Origin of the sequence: Halobacterium sp. DL1, from assembly GCA_000230955.3 — an archaeon.
Lineage (GTDB): Archaea > Halobacteriota > Halobacteria > Halobacteriales > Halobacteriaceae > Halobacterium.
The window spans coordinates 1,938,725-1,954,441 of sequence record CP007060.1 but is presented as its reverse complement, the minus strand read 5'-3'; the positions used below and the strand labels follow the sequence as shown (position 1 = coordinate 1,954,441).

Here is a 15,717-nt window from a genome sequence, read left to right as displayed (position 1 = left end):
GAGTAGACCGCTCGTGGCCAAACCCCTCCGCTTCCGGCGGTCACACGAGACGTGGAACAGCGACCGCGTCACCGCCCGGATTTTCGAGGATTTGGACCAGAACCTCGGCGCGACGATGTCGTCGCCGTGGTTCAGCCCGCCGCCAGGGTACGAGGCACGCAGGTTCGACATGGACAACGGCGACACCGCGCTGTTCGCCTGGGACGACCAGGGCGCGTGGTGGGTCGGCAACACCGAGACGCCGCAGGTGCTGTGGCGGACGGACAAGCAGTCGTTCGCCGAGGCGCCCTACGAGGTGACCCGCTGGGCCGAGCGCGAACTCCTCGCGGAACTCCACGAGGAGGCGCCGTGGCTCGCGGAATACCCCTACGTCTCGTGGTTCTTCCTGGCCGTCTTCTGCTCGAAGGACGGCCGTGAGACGACGCGGGCGTTCTTCAAAGACCACGCCGGGGGCTTCCCGGACGCCACCGCCGACGAGGCGCTGGCGTTCTACGAGTCGTTCCTCGAGACAGGGATCTTCGACGAGCACCGCCACGTGATGGCGGGCAAGCTCGGCACCTCCGAGTACCTCGACGTGGCGCGCGCGAACGGCGCGATGGGCGAGTTCAACGCGGCGTGGCTGCTCCACGAGGCGGGCTACGAGGTCACCCCCGAGATAGAGGTGACGACCGGGCACTCCTTGGACTACCGCGCGGACCGACCGGGCGAACAGGGCGTTCTCGTCGAGGTAACTCGGCCCGTTCCGACGAACAAGCGCGCCGCCCACACGCCGGTTGCGGCGGTCAAGGACACCGCCCAGACGAAGACCAGCGGCCAACTCGACGCCCACGGCGGCGGCGCCGTCCTCTTCGTGGACTGCTCGTCGTTCCCGGACGACGAGTGGCGCCGCATCCTCGGCGAACAGCCGGAGGTCCACCACCGGCCCGCCGTCGTCTTCCGCGTGCGCCCGGACGGAACCGTCCAGGGGTACACGAAGGGCTCGGTTCCGCTCGACCTGCCGCAGTTGGACTCCCACTGACGGGGAGCCGACCCGCGTTCGGTCACCCCGATTCCGCAGGTTCTTACGACGTGACGACCCACCGACTAGCGAATGGCCGACGAGCCGTGGCGCGAGTTCTTCGGATTCGACGCGCCGTACGACCAGCAAGCCGACGCCATCGAATCCGCCATCGACGCCGGGGAGCAGGGCGGCTACCTCGCGATGGAGGGGCCCTGTGGCACCGGGAAGACGATGGCCGCGCTCACCGCGGCCGCCCACCTCGTGCGGAACGGCGACCAGTACAGCCGCGTGCTGGTCGTCACGCCGGTGAAACAGCAACTGGAGCAGTTCGTCGCCGACCTCCGGACGATGAACGCGGGGATGGAGGACCCCCTCGACGGCGTCGCACTCGTCGGGAAGCGCGACCTCTGTCCGTACGGTCGGGAGGACGCGTTCCCCCGGGACGCGAGCGTCCACGACCGCTGCGAGGACCTCCGCGAGTCGACAGCGGGACTCGTGGAGGGCGACGGCGACAGTTTCGACGGACAGGACGCCCGCGAACTCGTGGAACTGCGGGCGGCCGAGGCCCTCGACGAACCGTGGTGGGACCCCGCGACGGGGCGCGAACTGGCGCGCTCGGCCCGCGCGGACGTCGACCACAACCTCTCGCAGGCGCCGCTCGCGACGGCGGGCGTGGACTCGCCGTACGTCCAGCACCAGCCCACGGCCCCCGAGGACCTCTCGGAGGGCGACCCGCCGCTGTTCTGCCCGTTCGAGGCCGACTGGTACGGGCGCAACAAGGGGTCGCCGGTGGGCTTCGACGCCGGTCGACACAACGTCGTCACGAGCGAGGAGGTGCTCCCGGAGAGCGTCGAGTACGGCACCTGTCCCCACCGCGTCCAGCAGGTGCTGCTCGACCACGCGGACGTCGTCATCGGGAACTACAACCACCTCTTCGACCCGAAGACGCGCGGGCTCACCGAACACCTCCTCGACGAGCAGACGTTCGTCGTGGTCGACGAAGCCCACCGCCTGGAGGAGCGCGTGCGGGACCTGCTCTCGGACAGGGTGGGCCGCCACACGCTCGCCCGCGCCAGGAACGACGTGCGGACGCTGCTGACGGAGGCCAGGCAGAGCGAGTCGAACCGCCAGCAGGTCGCCGACCACCTCAGCAGCTACGACCTCTCGATGGACGCCGTGGAGGCCACCGTCGAGTTCCTCGGGGACGTCCTCGACTGGCTGGACGACCGGGTCGCGGAGTACCTCGCCGAGGAGGGCCACGACCCGAACAGCGCCCGCAACCTCCCGGAGTACGACCACGAGGTCCCGCTCAGGGACCCCGAGACGGACGAACCGGACGACCTCACGCGGTGGGCCGAGAAGCAGGGGTACACCGGCGACCTCTGGCGGTCGCTGGCGGACGTCGGCACCGCCGTCGAGGCCATCCTTGAGGACGACGGCGACCGCTCGGCGGTTTGCGGCGCGGTCGGGGTCACCCTCCAGCGGTGGTGGGAGCGCGACCACGCCACCTACTTCCGGGAGATCGAACTCGAACACGTCCCCAAGGACTCGGGCCGCGCGGGTGCCGCGTGGGCGGAGGCGTACACGCCAGCGCTCGTGACGTACAACTGTATGCCGGCGCGGGCGCTCCGCGAGACGTTCGCGGGACTCGGCGGCGGCGTGCTGATGAGCGCGACCCTCGAACCGCTCGACGTCTTCCGCGAGGTCACCGGGCTGGACCGCCTCGAAGCGGGCGCCGGCACCGCCGAAGCCCGCCCGGTCGTCGAGCGCCGCTACGACCTCCGATTCCCCCGCGAGAACCGCGCGAGTTTCCTCGTGGACGCGACGCCGTTCACGGCCCGCAACCGCGGCGACCCGACGCGCGAGAACGACAACCGGACGCGCGAGGAGTACCGCTACGTCCTCCGCACCATCGCGCGCTCGCCCGGGAACGTCCTCGTCTGTATGCCGAACTACCGGGAGGCGGCGTGGGCCGGCGACTACCTCGCCGACGCCGTCGAGAAGGACGTGCTCGTCGACGAGTCCTCCTCGAACGAAGTGACGGACGACCTGAAGGCGGAGTTCTTCCGCGGTGACGGGAAGGTCCTCGTCACCAGCACGCGAGGGACGCTGACGGAGGGCGTCGACTACGACGGCGAGAAACTCGCGGCGTGCGCCGTCGTCGGCGTCCCTCTCGTCAACGTCGGGTCACCGCGCGTGCGGGCGGTCCGCCGGGCGTACGCGGACGCCTTCGGCGAGGACAAGGCCTTCGAGTACGCGCTTACCGTTCCCGCCGTGCGCAGGGCGCGGCAGGCCATCGGGCGCGTCATTCGTGGGCCAGAGGAGGTCGGCGTTCGTGCGCTCGTCGGGCAGCGCTACGTGGAGGGCGCGCGCCACTCGGTCCACGGCTACCTCGGGCCGGGCGAGCGCGCGGAGTTCACCCGCATGACCCCGGAGTTCCTCGGCGACCAGCTGGACGCGTTCTGGTCAGAGCGAGACTGAGCCGTCGGTCGCCGCGGCCTCGTACAGCGCGTCGACGGCGCGCATGTTCGCGATGGCCTCCTCGCCGTCCGTCCGCGGCGTCGCTCCCGATTCGACGCAGTCGGCGAAATGCTGGACCTCCAGGCGGTAGTGGTCGGTCGGGTCGAACGTCTCCTCGACTGTCTTCCCGTCCATGCCCCAGCGCAGCACCGTGCCGCCGTCGCTCGTCGGGTTGAAGGCGTCCGTCGCTTCCAGCCAGCCCTCGGTGCCCTCCACGCGGTAACACTGGTAGTTCCGCGTCTCGAAATTCGCCTCGACTGTAGCGGTGGCACCGTCAGCGAACCGCAGGGTGCCCGCCAGCTCCGTGTCGACGCCGCAGTCCCGGGCGTCGTGGACGCTCGCGGTCGCAGCGACCGGTTCGCCCAGGAACTGCCGGGCGGCGCTGACGGCGTAACAGCCAACGTCCATCAGTGCGCCGCCCGCGAGTTCCGGGTCGAGTCGTACGTCCGCCTTGCTGGCGGGCATCGGGAAGTTGAACGCCGCGTGGACGTGCCGAGGGTCACCGAGTTGGTCGGCTGCTACCTCGAGAGCGCGCTCGGTCCGGGGGTGGTAGCGGTACATGAACGCCTCCATCAGCGTGATGCCGGCGTTGCGGCAGTGCTGGACGACTTCGACGGCCTCCTCGGCGTCGGTGGCGAGCGGTTTCTCGCAGAGGACGTGGAGGCCGGCGTCGGCCGCCCGGCAGGTCCACTTGGCGTGGAGCGCGTTCGGGAGGGGGTTGTACACTGCGTCGATGTCGGCGCCGAGGAGCGCGTCGTAGCTGTCGTAGCGCTCCGGGATGTCGTGACGGTCGGCGAAGGCGGCGGCACGGTCGGCGTCCCGGGAGGCCACCGCGCGGACCTCGTGCTCGGAGTCGCGAATGGCTGGGACGACAGCCAGGTCGCCGATGTTCGCCGTGGAGATGATGCCGAACTGCACGCCTCGAAGCGGGCGTGCCAGGAACCTAACTGTTCGGACCGCAGGCCTCAAGAGGGTGCACCGTCTCGTGGGGGTCAATGACACGGATTCGCGCGCCGACCGAGCGCTCCTGTACCAGCTGTGGCCGCTCGGAGCGGTGGGACGACGCCGACGCCCAGTGGCGAGTAGACGAGGACGCGGGAGAGGTGTTCTGCGTCCACGCGTGGGACGTGACGGGGACGTTTACACCGGTCGAGCAGTGACGTAGGCCCGCCCGTCGCGGTCGACGAGCCCTCGGCTCTGGAGCGTTTTCAGGACGCTGTACAGCGTGATTCGCGGGACGCCCAGCCGCGCGTGTAGCTCCGAGACGGTGGCGCGCTCTCGCTCGAGCGACAGGTAGACGAGTTTCCCCCGTGGTGACTCCAGTGTTGTCGGAAGCTGTCGATTACTCATTCGTCGATTGACGCGTGGATTTCGACGATAATAAAATCTACTCTCGACGATAGTCGAAACAGGTGGGTTGATGCCGCCGGCGGTTCTATCCAGAGCCGTGCCGTCGCGCCACGACCGCCTCGACCGCCACCCGACGCAGGGAACGGGGAACTCGCTGCGCCACTGGACCGACGCCAAGCACCCGCTTCGCGTCGCGTTCAACTACGTGGTCATCGTCCTCGCCCGCATCTGCCCGAGTCTCCGCGCGAAGAACGTGCTGCTCCGGCGGCTCGGCGTGACCGTCGGGGTGGGCGCGTCGTGGGGCCTCGAATCGACGCCGGACGTGTTCTGGCCGGAACTCGTCACCGTCGGCGAGGACGCCGTCGTCGGCTACGACGCGACGCTGCTCTGCCACGAGTTCCTCCAGGACGAGTACCGCACCGGCGAGGTCGTCGTCGGCGACCGCGCGATGATTGGTGCGGGCGCCGTCGTCCTCCCGGGCGTCGAAATCGGTGACGACGCACAGGTCGCCGCGAACTCCCTCGTCGCCGACGACGTGCCCGCGGGGGCCACGGTCGCCGGCGTCCCCGCCGAACCCCTCGAGCGGGACTAGCTCGCGCGCTCGACGTCCTCGGCGACCGCCCCGTTTCTGCTGCCCGGGACGAACATGCCTACCGCCGCGAACCCGGTGACGCAGGCCAGCAAGCCGCCAACCGACAGCGCTCCGACAGTGCTCACGAGCGGGTCGACGGCCACGCCGGCCGCCACCGCGGCGACGACGAACGCCACGAAGCCCAGCACGAGCGCGTACCGTGTGGCGCGGAAGCCGACCGCCGCCGCGTACCAGAACGCGCGCACCCGCCGCCAGAACGACGGCCGGTCGGCGACGGCGACGAGCGCGACGTCCGCCGCGCCGGCCGCCGCGACAGCCGCGGCCGCGAACGCGATTACCCCGACGACGGCGAAGAGGTAGACGCCCAGCGGCGGCGACACGGAGAACGCTCCCGTACTCACCGCGAGCAGGAGGGCGGCGAAGACGCCGAGAAACCGCGTCGCCCACCGGCCCCCGGACGACGACGCCCACGAGCGCATGCCGTGGGTCGAGACGGCCGCGTAGCCGGCGGCGGTGAGCGCGAGCCACCCCCCGACGGTGAACGCCCACTCCGCCGCGCTCATTCTCTCACCAGCACGACGCCGCGCCGGAAGACGAGGTGGTTCGGGAGCACGTACTCCCGGCCCTCGCCCTCGATCCGGGTGACGAAGACGTCGACCTCCTGGACGATGCCCTCGTGTTCGCCGATGGCGACCCGGTCACCGATGCCGTAGGGCTGGTTCAACAGGAGGTAGAGGCCCGCCGCCGCCGACGTGAGCAGGTGCCGGGTGGCGATGGCGGTGTAGAGGACGAGCGCCCCGACGTACGCGAACAGCAGGACGACCAGCGCCGTCACCTGGACGCCGACCTGCGAGAGCGCGACCAGCACCGCGACGTACATGATGCTGTACTTGACCACCCTCGGCAGCACCGTTATTTCGGGGACCTTCACGCTCCGCAGACGCTCGCTGACGACGAGTTCGGCCTTGTCGCTCAGCAGCACGCCAAACAGGAGGACGACGACGGCGAGCACCAGCGACGGAACGAACGTGACGATGGGGTACCACACCGCGCCGCGCACGGTCAACTGCGCGACCTCGAGGGCGATGAGCACAGAGACTCCGTAGATGATCCACGAGGTGAGTCGGGCCGTCAGCGACACAGTCGTCGTCCCGAGTTCGCGGGCCATCTGCTCGACGCTCGTCGCCTCGACCGTCTGGTCGACGCCCATCGCGAGCAGGATGCGCTCGTTCACGCGGCCGACCAGGTAGCCGAGCACGACGCCCGTGAACAGCACCACGACCGCCAGCAGGTAGCGGAAGTCCGCGTCCAGGAGCCAGTCTAGTTGGAGGGGCATCTCAGTACTCCTCTGGGTCGAGTTCGAGGACGAGTTCCCCGTTCTTGAACGCACGCACGAGTCCGTCGGACTCCGAGAGCACGATGGCGACGGCGCTCGTGTCCCGAGTGATGGCGCCCGCCGCCATGTGCCGCGCGCCGAGGCCCTTCGGGATGTCCGTCCCTTCGGCGCCCGGTTCGAGGTAGCGGTAGGCGCTCACGATCTTCCCGGAGTCGCTGATGACGAACGCGCCGTCCAGCCGCGAGAACTCCTTGAGCATCACGTTGACGATGGGGTCCCCGACGTGGACGTGGCTCTTCTCGAAGGGGTTGTACGAGAGCGGTCGGGACTTGTTCATCACCTTCCCGGCGTCCCCGACGACGAACAGCGCGCCGACGGGCTTGCCCTTCTGCCCCTTCTTCCCGAGCTCGATGGCCACCTCGAAGACGTCGCGGATGACGCTCGGTTCGCCCCGCGAGTTCGCGAACAGATTGTAGATGCCCGAGTGGTCGTCCTCGCTGGCGGTCGTTCGCGTCACCATGTCGATGGCGTCGCCGAACAGCGGCGCCGCACAGCCGACGGCGTCGCCGTCGGACACCACGCCCTCGCTGAGCGCTCCCTCGACGCCGAACCGGATGCGCTCGCGGACGTCGTCGAACTCCACTGGCAGTTCGACGAACCGGGGCGCGCCCACCGCGTTCTCCGTGTCGACGACAACCACCTTCGTGTCCTCCACGCCGGCCGCGCGCTCGTAGAACGCACCGTTCGGCGAGAACAGCAACAGCGCGTCGATACCGTCGAGGATGTCGTCGAGGAGGTCCGGTGGCCGAGCCATTTGCGTAAGCCTCTCACCGCGCCCGCAAAAAGGTTAGCGGCCCCGGCACGGGGCTGTCAGACGACTGTCTGCCGCGGACGGGCGGAATTCGACCGTGCCTGGATGCCGACAGGGCCGCCCGCTTGACTCGGACAGGTCCACAACCAGGGGTGGAGACGCGGCCAACCGTGGAGTAGCCGACCCCACCGCGACGGTTCGTGGCCCACAGTCGTTTTGGCAGCAGTCACGAACCGGCCTGACGACATGAGTGCACCACAGATGCGGATTCGGAATCTGGAGGACCAGTTCGTCTACGAACTCGAGGCCGTCTACGACATGGAGGTGAAGCTCGTCGAGCCCCTCGGCGAGCTGTCCCAGATGGCCAAAAGCGAGACGCTCAGCGAGGGGTTCGAGACGCACCGTGAGCAGACCAAAGAGCACGTCGAACGGGTGGAGGCTGCGTTCTTGGCGCTCGGCAGGGAACCCACGCGGCGGGAGAACCTCGTCGTCGACGCGCTCCTCGAGGAGAAGGCCGTGTACGACGAGAGCGTCACGGTCGACGACCTGCGGGACGTCCACTACATCGGCGCCGGCATGGAGACCGAGCGGTTCGAAATCGCCAGCTACGAGGCGCTGCTGCTGACCGCGAAGAAGGCCGGCCTCGGCGACGACGTGACGGACCCGCTGGCGGAGAACCTCGAGGAGGAGCAGCAGGCCCTCAAGAAGCTGAAGGCGGTGTCGAACGGGTCGGGGCTGAAGTCACTGTGGACCAGGCTCACCGGCTGAGGGCCGGCGCGGTCCCGAGATGTGGGCGTCTCTGAGGCCCGCGACCCGCCGAGTCGCGTCGGTGACCGGTGCTACGTCAGGCCGGGGAACCGCCCCTTCGCTTCGCCGGACGTTTCGATGCCCTCGGTGGGTTCGTCCGCCCTCCCGGAACCCGACTGCTCCTGCTGTCCCCCGCGTCGTCGCGCGAGGACGAAGAGGAGACCGACGAGCGCGAGTCCGGCGACCGCGAGCCCGCGGCGTCGGCGCTTGAGCTCCTCGGTGAGTATCGTCACGTCCGGGTCGCGCTGGTCGTCGCTCGGGAGCGGGAACTGGAAGCGCTGTGTGTACGCCGGCGAGCCGCCCGCCATCAGCTTCGCGTTGATGGCCGCGTAGTCCTCGCGGGCCTCCTCGACGGTCCGGTCGCCGTCGACGACGTCGTGTGCCAGGTTCAGTCCGAGGATGTTCGCCTCCTCCCTGTGGCACGTGACGCCCATCTCGCCCTCTGTCCGGCGGAGCAGGAGGCTCCCGTCGAACCGCGCGAGGTCGTCGTGTTTCTCCGGCGGCACCTGGTAGTCGACGAACTGGTAGAGGTGGTCGACGTGCGGGACGGGGAACCGGTGTTCCGGTCCGTTACGGTGGACTTCGGTCCGTTTCCACGGCCCGTTGTCGTGCCAGACCAGGCGGTTCGGCGTGGCTTCGTCGGGTTCGCCGTACTTCTCGCGCATCTTCTCTGCGGTCTCCCTCGGGAGCTGGTTGCCTGGACCGGAATCGGGCCAGTCGGCGACGATGGCGTCGACGGTCTTGGTAGTCGGAGTTGTAGTTACCATAGGAACTCACCGCTAGTCGTCCGGACGCTTTCCACGCGCAAAGGAATTCTGGCGGGGGCGGCCGAACCCGAGAGTGGAACGACCGCCGACCGCCCTACACGTCGGATTTAGAGTGAAGGGCTCTGTAGTTTCGCTAGACAGCAGTCGATTTGGGCTATTTTGGCCAGTATATTCCCTATTTTACCACGTGATTTTTAGCATTGTCCGGCGGTTCTTCCAATCGGATTTCGAGAAAATCAAGAGACTGCGGTCTATTCGGAGCATAAGTCCATCTACCGACAGTTCAGGAGCAATTTCTCACCAATTGTAGCGCCGCCTAGCGAAACTACAGAGCCGAGTGAAGAGTTTACGGACGTGGCCGAGGTAGGGTATCGAGATGAGTAGGCCCACCCGAGTGAATCCGTGCGCCGTCCGCCGGTCGGCGGCGAGAACCGGAGCCGCGTGGCGCAAGCACACCACTGGGGGAGACGACCGGGGCGACTCGGTCGTGGCCACCGTCGTCGACGACCTGACGACCCCCGGGACAGGGGAGAGGTGGTCGTGGTGACCGAGCAGTCGCCTCAGGAGCACGTCGACATCCTGCTCGTCGAGGACAACCCGGGGGACGTGCGACTCACGCAGGAGGCGTTCAAGAACGGCCAGATATACAACGACCTCCACGTCGTCAACGACGGGGACGAGGCGCTGGCGTTCCTCCGCAACGAGGGCGAGCACGCGGACGCGCCGACTCCGGACATCGTGTTGCTGGACCTCAATCTGCCGCGGAAGAACGGCGACGAGGTACTCGCGGAGGTGCGCGCCGACCCGGACCTCGCTCGCATCCCCGTCATCGTCCTCACGAGTTCAGAGGCCCAGGAGGACGTGGCACAGTCCTACGAGCTGCAGGCGAACGCGTACCTGACGAAACCCGTCGACCCCAGCGAGTTCATCGAGGTGGTGAAGTCGTTCAAGCAGTTCTGGCTCTCCGTCGTCCGGCTCCCGCCAGGTGACGAGTGACGATGAGCACGGACGAACTCGACGTCCTCCTCATCGAGGACAACCCGGGCGACGCGCGGCTGATCGAGGAGATGCTCCAGGACGCCGGTGAACTGCTCCAGCGCGTCGACGCCACCGAATCGGTCGCCGGAGGTGCGACGGTCCACCGTGAAGAGCGCCTCTCGGCCGGCCTCGACAGGCTCTCGGCCGGCGACATCGATGTCCTGCTCCTCGACCTCGGCCTCCCGGACAGCACGGGCCTCGACACGCTCGCCACCGTCATCGACGCGACGACGTTCCTCCCGGTCGTCGTGCTCACGGGCCTCAGCACCGACCAGATCGGCATCGAGGCTATCAAGAACGGCGCCCAGGACTACCTCGTGAAAGACGAGGTGGAGAGCGAACTGCTCGTCCGCACTATCCACCACGCAATCGAGCGCAACCGCCAGGAGCGAGAGCAGACACGTCGGCGCCAGCAACTGGAGGCGCTCAACACGCTGACCCGAGACCTGATGGACGCCCAGACCGGCACCGAGGTGAGCGAGTACGTGGTCGAGGCGGCCGAGGAGTTCCTCGGTCTGCCCGTCGCCGCCGTCGCGCTGTACGACGGGGAGACGGGCGTCCTCGAACCGACGCGGGCCACGGACGCGGCCGCGGAACTGCTCGCGACCAGCGGCCTCCTCGAGCGGGGGGATGGCGCCGGCTGGCAGTCGTTCGTCGGGAACGAGAACCGTCGCATCTCGCTGGCCGAGGACGAAACGACCGACGGTTCGGTTTCGGAGCTCGCCATCTTCCCGCTCACCCAGCACGGCGTGTTCGTCGCGGGCGCGACCGAGTCGCCGGGGTTCAGCGCGACGAACTTCGAGTTCGCGGAGACCGTCGCGGGGAACCTCGAGTCGGCCCTGGACCGGGTGGACCGCGAGCGAAAGCTCTACGAGCGCGAACAGACCCTTCAGGAGCAGACCGAGGCGCTCGAACGACTCAACCGCGTCAACGACATCATCCGGAACATCGCCCAGGCGCTCGTCCAGGCGTCGACGCGGGCGGAGATCGAGTCGGTCGTCTGCGAGCAGCTGACGGACGCCGGCCCGTACGAACTCGCCTGGATCGGCGAGCACGACACGGTGGCCGAGCAACTCACGCCCAGGGCGTCCGCGGGTTCCGGGGAGAGCTACCTCGACGAAATCAGCATCAGCACTGCCGAGGACGCGGAGGCGCAGGGGCCGGCGAGGAGGGCAGTGCTCACCAGGGAACCCCAGGTCGTCAACAGCATCCTGGAGAACCGCGCCTTCGAGTCGTGGCGACAGCAAGCGCTCAACTACGGCTACCACGCCTCAATCTCGCTCCCGCTGATATACGACGGCACGCTGTACGGCATCCTCAACATCTACTCGGGCCAGCCCGGCGTGTTCGACGAACTGGAACAGGCCGTCCTGACGGAGCTCGCCGACACCATCGCGTACGCCATCAACGCCGTCGAGCGGAAGAAAGCGCTGCTCAGCAGCCAGATCCGTCGGCTCACCTTCGACGTCACGAACTCGAACCTGGGACTCGTCGAGGTCGCCAAGGAGCTCGGCGCCGAGTTCTTCCTCGAGAGCATCGTCCTCCGGCCCGACGGCGGCGTCCGCGGGTTCTACTCCACGCGAGGTTTCGAAGCCGAGGAGGGCCTCGAGTTCACACACCGGCTCCCGGCGTCGACGGTCACGCTCATCTCCGAGACCGGCGAGGACGAGGAGACGGTCTGCCTCTTCGAGGCGGACCTGACGAGCGAGAGTCTCGCGGCGACGACGCTCGACCACGGCGGCCGGCTGCACACCTACGAGATGGCAGACGGAACGGCCACCGTGGTCGTCGAGATGGCCGCCGACGCGGCCGTCCGCGAGTTCGTCGAGATGTTCCAGGAGCACTACCCGGGCTCGGAGCTGGTCGCCCAGCGGACCCACCAGCAACCCCAGCGCTCGCCGCTGGAACTCCGCGGTCGGATGTTCGATACGCTCACAGACCGCCAGCTGGAGACCCTCCAGATCGCCTACTTCAGCGGCTACTTCGAGGAGCCCCGGACCCGTACCGCGAGCGAGATTGCGGGGACGATGGACATCGCACAGCCGACGTTCAACTCCCACCTCCGGGCCGCCCAGCAGAAGATATTCCACCAACTGCTCGACGACGACATGTCGTAGGCCTGGAGACGGAGCGCCGGAAACCACCGTTTCGACGGTTCTCAGGGCGGCGACCCTACACTCATAGCCCCGCTCGGCGAGAGGGGCTTCGTACGGAGACCAAATCCATATTCTCTACCGTGTATTTGGATAGAGTACGATGGAACAGTCCACAATCGGCATCGAATCTCCTCACACTGCAGCGGAATCCGACCGGATTACACGAAAGATCGTCGACGCGGTTGCCGCCGAGACAGGCGTCGACGCCGTCGACCTCGACCCACTCTACGACGTCGTCGACCCCGACGCACTCAACTCCCTGTTCCACTCACGACCGAGCGTCAACAGCCTCGGCACCGGCGCGGTCCGGTTCACGTACCACGGATTCGAGGTGCACGTCACCGCCGGCGGTGCGGTTTCGCTCGAAACCGCCCCCACGGAGAGCCTGGACTGAGACGGTCGACCTGTCTGGACCGTCGTCCTCCGTTTTCTCGTTTCACTCGGACAGACCGTACGCGGGACCGGATTTGAACCGGAGGAAGACTCGCTGTCGCTCGTCTTCCAGGGTTCAAATCCGCGCCTGCTTCTTCGCTCACTTCGTTCGCTCTCGTTCACGGCTCGCTCCGCTCGCCGTTCACGGTTCCCGAGACGCTCACTCCGTTCGCGTCTCGCAGTGCGCGGGACCGGATTTGAACCGGCGGACCCCTACGGGATAGCGTCCTAAGCGCTACGCCTTTTCCTGGCTTGGCTACCCGCGCGCACTCCCGACTATCGGAGGCACCTAAATGAGAATTGCGCTCCGCGCCCGGCGAAGGTTTACGTTCGTGACGACCAACGAACGGGTATGTACCGCGCGGGGGACGAGGTGGACCAGCAAGCGTGGCTGGACGAACTCGAGGCAGTAGCGGACGCCCTCGACATCGACGCGGAGGCTCGCGCTACCGCCAAGGACCTGTTCCTCTCGGCGGTGCCGAACGAGGAGCGCTCGAAGCCGGCAGCAGTCGCGGCCAGCGTCTACGCGGGCGCGCTCATCGCCGGCGACCAGCGCTCCCAGACCGCGGTCGCAGAGGCCGCGGATGTCTCTCGGCTGGTGATTCAGCAGCGCTGGAAGGAGATTCTCGAGGACGCGGGATTCGAACCGCCCTCCTGGTAGCTACCGGCCCTCGCGCTCTGGCGTGAGATTGCCGTGCTCGTCTATCTCGCCGTTGACGATGCGGGTCGAGGAGATGATGTCGCCGTCCTCGGCGCGGACGTGGTCGACGATCTCGATCTCCAGCGGGTCGAAGCCCCGCTCCTCGCGGATCTCGTTGATCTTCTCGCCGCCGTGTTTCGTCTCCGGAGAGACCACGAGCACGTCGAATCGCTCCTCGGTGGCGATGCCCGTCGGCTCCTCCAGTGTCCGAACCTCGAACTCCCGACCGTGCTCCCCGGCGAGAGCAGCGAGCTCCGCCTCCAGGTCGGCCTCGCGCTCCTCGAAGGAGCGTACCGGCCGCTGGACGTGTCGCGTCTGCGTCGACAACTCGTCGCTGGTCAACCCGACGGTGACGTCACCGAGTTCGAACGCGCGCTCGAACAGTTTCCGGTGGCCGTCGTGGACCGGGTCGAACGTCCCGCCGAGAGCGACGTTCATACGCTCGCGGAGGTCCCCGCGTCGTTTAGCAGTTTGGGTTCACGCGCTCTCCCTGTCCTCGACCTCGATGTTGACGGGTTCCGCGTCTGCGTCCGTGTTGTCGCCGTTCCCGAGGTGGGCGTCGAGGTTGAACACGGTGTTGAGTTCGTCCTGGACGCGGCCGGCGACGCCGCCGACGAGGTCGCTCGGCGGGATGGCGGTGTACTCGTAGGGGTTGTTGCCGGCGCCCTCGCTCTGGCGCTTGCGCCTGTCGACGACGTCCTCGCCGGCCAGTTCCGCGAGCGCCTCGCGGACGGTCGAGGGGTAGAGCCCCGTGCCGTCGGCGACTTCCTCGCTGGTGCTCCAGGGGTGTTGCCGGAGGTAGACGAAGATGCGGGCGCGCGTCTCCGTGTCCAGGACCCACGACAGGATGTCGACGATGCCCTTGTCGAACCCCGCGACGGCGCGCTCTTTCTCCGCCCCTAATCGGTCCCGTGCGGACCGGCCCTCCGCGTCTGTGTTCTCGCTTGCGTCCTCGGACATGCGTTGTCTCAATCGGGACACAAGCGACGGCCGGGTAAAAAACCCTTCGCCCCGCGGCCCCCGTCGGCCTACAGCACGAGCGACTCGTAGAGCGCCGCTTCCCCGGATTCTGCGAGTAGCCGACGTTGACGCTGTGCGCCAGATTCGCGCCCCAGAACGTTTCGGATACCGGACACGTCGAGGCGGTCGCACTCCCGCTCGACCACCTCGCCGAGGTCGACGTTGCCGCTGGCGTCTCGGCGGACGAACGACGCGTCGTGCCCGTGCCGGGTCGCGCGCCACTTGTTCTCGTCGAGCACCTCGCGGCGGAGCGCCGCCGGCCCATCGGCGGCGCCGACCGCCACCGGTGGTTCGGGGTCTGCGCTGTCCTCGAAGCGCTCCGCGTAGTCCACCACCAGCGCGTGCGTGTACTCCACGAACGCCGCCACCGTCTCCGGGTCGGTCTGCCCGTCGGGCGCGCGCACCTCGACGGTGCCGTGTCCCGAGTGAGGGCGCACGTCGTACCACAGTTCGCCCCGGTCGTCGATGGCGTCGTTCTCGACCATCAGCGTCTCGAACCGGTCGAACTCCTCGTAGGAGTCGAACGCCGTCGGCATCCCGGTGTTCGGCAGCGCCTCGAACACCTTCGCCCGAGCCGACGCCAGCCCCGTGTCGAAGCCGTTCCAGAACGGCGAGTTCGCGCCGAGCGCGAGCATCACGGGCATGTGCCAGCGCAGCTGGTTGGCCACCCACACCGCCTTGTCCGCGTCGTCCACGCCGACGTGGACGTGGAGGCCGGCGGTCGTGTTCCGGTGTTGCGGGTACTGGATGCGTTCGAGCTGCGAGCGGTAGCGGGGTTTCTCCGCGTGTTCGTGCTCGCGCCAGTAGGCGGCGGGGTGGAGGCCCGCTGCGGCGATGCGGAAGCCGTTGTCCTCAGCGTGCGCAACCAGCGCGGCCCGCACCTCCTTGACGGCGTCCGCGGCGCCCGCGGGGCCATCGAGTTTCGGCGTCTGCGTCTCGACGATGAACTTGAACAGTTCGTGGTCGAGGCGCCCCGCCAGCAGTTCGGGTGGGTCGGACTCGTACACCAGCGTGTCGGTTCCCGACGTCGGAACGCCGTCGCTGTCGACGACGAAGAACTCCTCCTCGACGCCGAGGGTCCCCATCTCGGTGAACTCCTCGGCCGAACCCACGTCCATCCTGCCGGGTCTTTTCCCCGGAGCGCGTAAATAGTTCTGGAACCGGCGGGCCCTCGGGGTAGTTCCGTCT

17 protein-coding genes and 1 tRNA gene are annotated in these 15,717 nt (G+C 68.1%); 9 read left to right on the top strand and 9 right to left on the bottom strand.

Annotation, left to right across the window (positions count from 1 at the left end):
- Positions 1-13 precede the first annotated feature (13 nt).
- Both HALDL1_11950 and HALDL1_11945 read left to right on the top strand, forming a co-directional pair.
- Entirely contained in the window at positions 14-1,018 is a 1,005-nt protein-coding gene (locus tag HALDL1_11950) for a hypothetical protein (protein ID AHG04228.1), read from the top strand.
- Between the two features lie 72 nt (positions 1,019-1,090).
- Complete coding sequence (locus HALDL1_11945; protein ID AHG04227.1) at positions 1,091-3,481, top strand: helicase; 2,391 nt, start codon at positions 1,091-1,093, stop codon at positions 3,479-3,481.
- On the opposite strand, the gene HALDL1_11940 is transcribed toward HALDL1_11945, so the two are convergent.
- The gene (locus HALDL1_11940) at positions 3,467-4,438 is read right to left on the bottom strand and encodes a glucose-fructose oxidoreductase (protein ID AHG04226.1); all 972 of its coding nucleotides are present in this window, start codon (positions 4,436-4,438) and stop codon (positions 3,467-3,469) included. The two genes, HALDL1_11945 and HALDL1_11940, sit on opposite strands and share 15 nt — an antisense overlap.
- Before the next feature lie 77 nt (positions 4,439-4,515).
- On the opposite strand from HALDL1_11940, the gene HALDL1_11935 reads away from it, so the two are divergent.
- Both HALDL1_11935 and HALDL1_11925 read left to right on the top strand, forming a co-directional pair.
- The gene (locus tag HALDL1_11935) at positions 4,516-4,680 is read left to right on the top strand and encodes a hypothetical protein (protein AHG05322.1); all 165 of its coding nucleotides are present in this window, start codon (positions 4,516-4,518) and stop codon (positions 4,678-4,680) included.
- A 260-nt stretch (positions 4,681-4,940) separates the two neighbouring features.
- On the top strand, positions 4,941-5,462 hold the full coding sequence (locus HALDL1_11925; protein ID AHG04225.1) for an acetyltransferase: 522 nt from the start codon (positions 4,941-4,943) through the stop codon (positions 5,460-5,462).
- Here the strand turns inward: HALDL1_11925 and HALDL1_11920 are convergent.
- From HALDL1_11920 to HALDL1_11910, 3 genes are read right to left on the bottom strand one after another with little or no spacing between them, the layout of a single operon-like run.
- Positions 5,459-6,025 (bottom strand): hypothetical protein, encoded by a 567-nt coding sequence (locus HALDL1_11920; protein ID AHG04224.1) that lies wholly within the window; start codon positions 6,023-6,025, stop codon positions 5,459-5,461. The two genes, HALDL1_11925 and HALDL1_11920, sit on opposite strands and share 4 nt — an antisense overlap.
- On the bottom strand, positions 6,022-6,798 hold the full coding sequence (locus HALDL1_11915) for a mechanosensitive ion channel protein MscS (protein ID AHG04223.1): 777 nt from the start codon (positions 6,796-6,798) through the stop codon (positions 6,022-6,024). Before HALDL1_11915 ends, HALDL1_11920 begins: the two co-directional genes overlap by 4 nt.
- Before the next feature lies 1 nt (position 6,799).
- Positions 6,800-7,612 carry a hypothetical protein gene (locus HALDL1_11910; protein AHG04222.1) on the bottom strand — a complete coding sequence of 271 codons (813 nt, stop codon included), beginning with the start codon at positions 7,610-7,612 and terminating at the stop codon, positions 6,800-6,802.
- Positions 7,613-7,876: 264 nt separating this feature from the next.
- Between HALDL1_11910 and HALDL1_11905 the strand changes: the two genes are divergently transcribed.
- Entirely contained in the window at positions 7,877-8,377 is a 501-nt protein-coding gene (locus tag HALDL1_11905) for a hypothetical protein (GenBank protein ID AHG04221.1), read from the top strand.
- 71 nt (positions 8,378-8,448) lie between these two features.
- Here the strand turns inward: HALDL1_11905 and HALDL1_11900 are convergent, their stop codons facing one another.
- Positions 8,449-9,183 (bottom strand): hypothetical protein, encoded by a 735-nt coding sequence (locus HALDL1_11900; protein AHG04220.1) that lies wholly within the window; start codon positions 9,181-9,183, stop codon positions 8,449-8,451.
- A gap of 534 nt (positions 9,184-9,717) precedes the next feature.
- On the opposite strand from HALDL1_11900, the gene HALDL1_11895 reads away from it, so the two are divergent.
- From HALDL1_11895 to HALDL1_11885, 3 genes are all read left to right on the top strand, one after another.
- The gene (locus HALDL1_11895) at positions 9,718-10,179 is read left to right on the top strand and encodes a chemotaxis protein CheY (protein ID AHG04219.1); all 462 of its coding nucleotides are present in this window, start codon (positions 9,718-9,720) and stop codon (positions 10,177-10,179) included.
- Between the two features lie 2 nt (positions 10,180-10,181).
- A complete protein-coding gene (locus tag HALDL1_11890) occupies positions 10,182-12,338 on the top strand; it encodes a hypothetical protein (GenBank protein ID AHG05321.1) in 2,157 nt (718 codons plus the stop codon).
- Between the two features lie 139 nt (positions 12,339-12,477).
- Positions 12,478-12,771: a hypothetical protein gene (locus tag HALDL1_11885; GenBank protein AHG04218.1), complete on the top strand. Its 294-nt coding sequence runs from the start codon at positions 12,478-12,480 to the stop codon at positions 12,769-12,771.
- Between the two features lie 220 nt (positions 12,772-12,991).
- Here HALDL1_11885 and HALDL1_11880 read toward each other — a convergent pair.
- Positions 12,992-13,075 (bottom strand) — tRNA-Leu (locus tag HALDL1_11880).
- 86 nt (positions 13,076-13,161) lie between these two features.
- On the opposite strand from HALDL1_11880, the gene HALDL1_11875 reads away from it, so the two are divergent.
- On the top strand, positions 13,162-13,470 hold the full coding sequence (locus HALDL1_11875) for a cyclin (protein AHG04217.1): 309 nt from the start codon (positions 13,162-13,164) through the stop codon (positions 13,468-13,470).
- Here the strand turns inward: HALDL1_11875 and HALDL1_11870 are convergent, their stop codons facing one another.
- From HALDL1_11870 to HALDL1_11860, 3 genes are all read right to left on the bottom strand, one after another.
- Positions 13,471-13,947, bottom strand: coding sequence for a phosphopantetheine adenylyltransferase (locus tag HALDL1_11870; protein AHG04216.1), 477 nt, complete (start codon positions 13,945-13,947; stop codon positions 13,471-13,473).
- Positions 13,948-13,986: 39 nt separating this feature from the next.
- Positions 13,987-14,469 (bottom strand): transcriptional regulator, encoded by a 483-nt coding sequence (locus HALDL1_11865; protein AHG04215.1) that lies wholly within the window; start codon positions 14,467-14,469, stop codon positions 13,987-13,989.
- Positions 14,470-14,537: 68 nt separating this feature from the next.
- The gene (locus tag HALDL1_11860) at positions 14,538-15,647 is read right to left on the bottom strand and encodes a carboxylate-amine ligase (protein ID AHG04214.1); all 1,110 of its coding nucleotides are present in this window, start codon (positions 15,645-15,647) and stop codon (positions 14,538-14,540) included.
- Between the last annotated feature and the right edge of the window lie 70 nt (positions 15,648-15,717).

Coding starts and splice junctions, on each gene's coding strand:
- HALDL1_11945 (AHG04227.1), top strand. CDS start 1,091: ATGGCCGACGAGCCGTGGCGCGAGTTCTTCGGATTCGACGCGCCGTAC.
- HALDL1_11935 (AHG05322.1), top strand. CDS start 4,516: ATGACACGGATTCGCGCGCCGACCGAGCGCTCCTGTACCAGCTGTGGC.
- HALDL1_11925 (AHG04225.1), top strand. CDS start 4,941: ATGCCGCCGGCGGTTCTATCCAGAGCCGTGCCGTCGCGCCACGACCGC.
- HALDL1_11920 (AHG04224.1), bottom strand. CDS start 6,025: ATGAGCGCGGCGGAGTGGGCGTTCACCGTCGGGGGGTGGCTCGCGCTC.
- HALDL1_11915 (AHG04223.1), bottom strand. CDS start 6,798: ATGCCCCTCCAACTAGACTGGCTCCTGGACGCGGACTTCCGCTACCTG.
- HALDL1_11910 (AHG04222.1), bottom strand. CDS start 7,612: ATGGCTCGGCCACCGGACCTCCTCGACGACATCCTCGACGGTATCGAC.
- HALDL1_11900 (AHG04220.1), bottom strand. CDS start 9,183: ATGGTAACTACAACTCCGACTACCAAGACCGTCGACGCCATCGTCGCC.
- HALDL1_11890 (AHG05321.1), top strand. CDS start 10,182: ATGAGCACGGACGAACTCGACGTCCTCCTCATCGAGGACAACCCGGGC.
- HALDL1_11885 (AHG04218.1), top strand. CDS start 12,478: ATGGAACAGTCCACAATCGGCATCGAATCTCCTCACACTGCAGCGGAA.
- HALDL1_11875 (AHG04217.1), top strand. CDS start 13,162: ATGTACCGCGCGGGGGACGAGGTGGACCAGCAAGCGTGGCTGGACGAA.
- HALDL1_11870 (AHG04216.1), bottom strand. CDS start 13,947: ATGAACGTCGCTCTCGGCGGGACGTTCGACCCGGTCCACGACGGCCAC.
- HALDL1_11865 (AHG04215.1), bottom strand. CDS start 14,469: ATGTCCGAGGACGCAAGCGAGAACACAGACGCGGAGGGCCGGTCCGCA.
- HALDL1_11860 (AHG04214.1), bottom strand. CDS start 15,647: ATGGACGTGGGTTCGGCCGAGGAGTTCACCGAGATGGGGACCCTCGGC.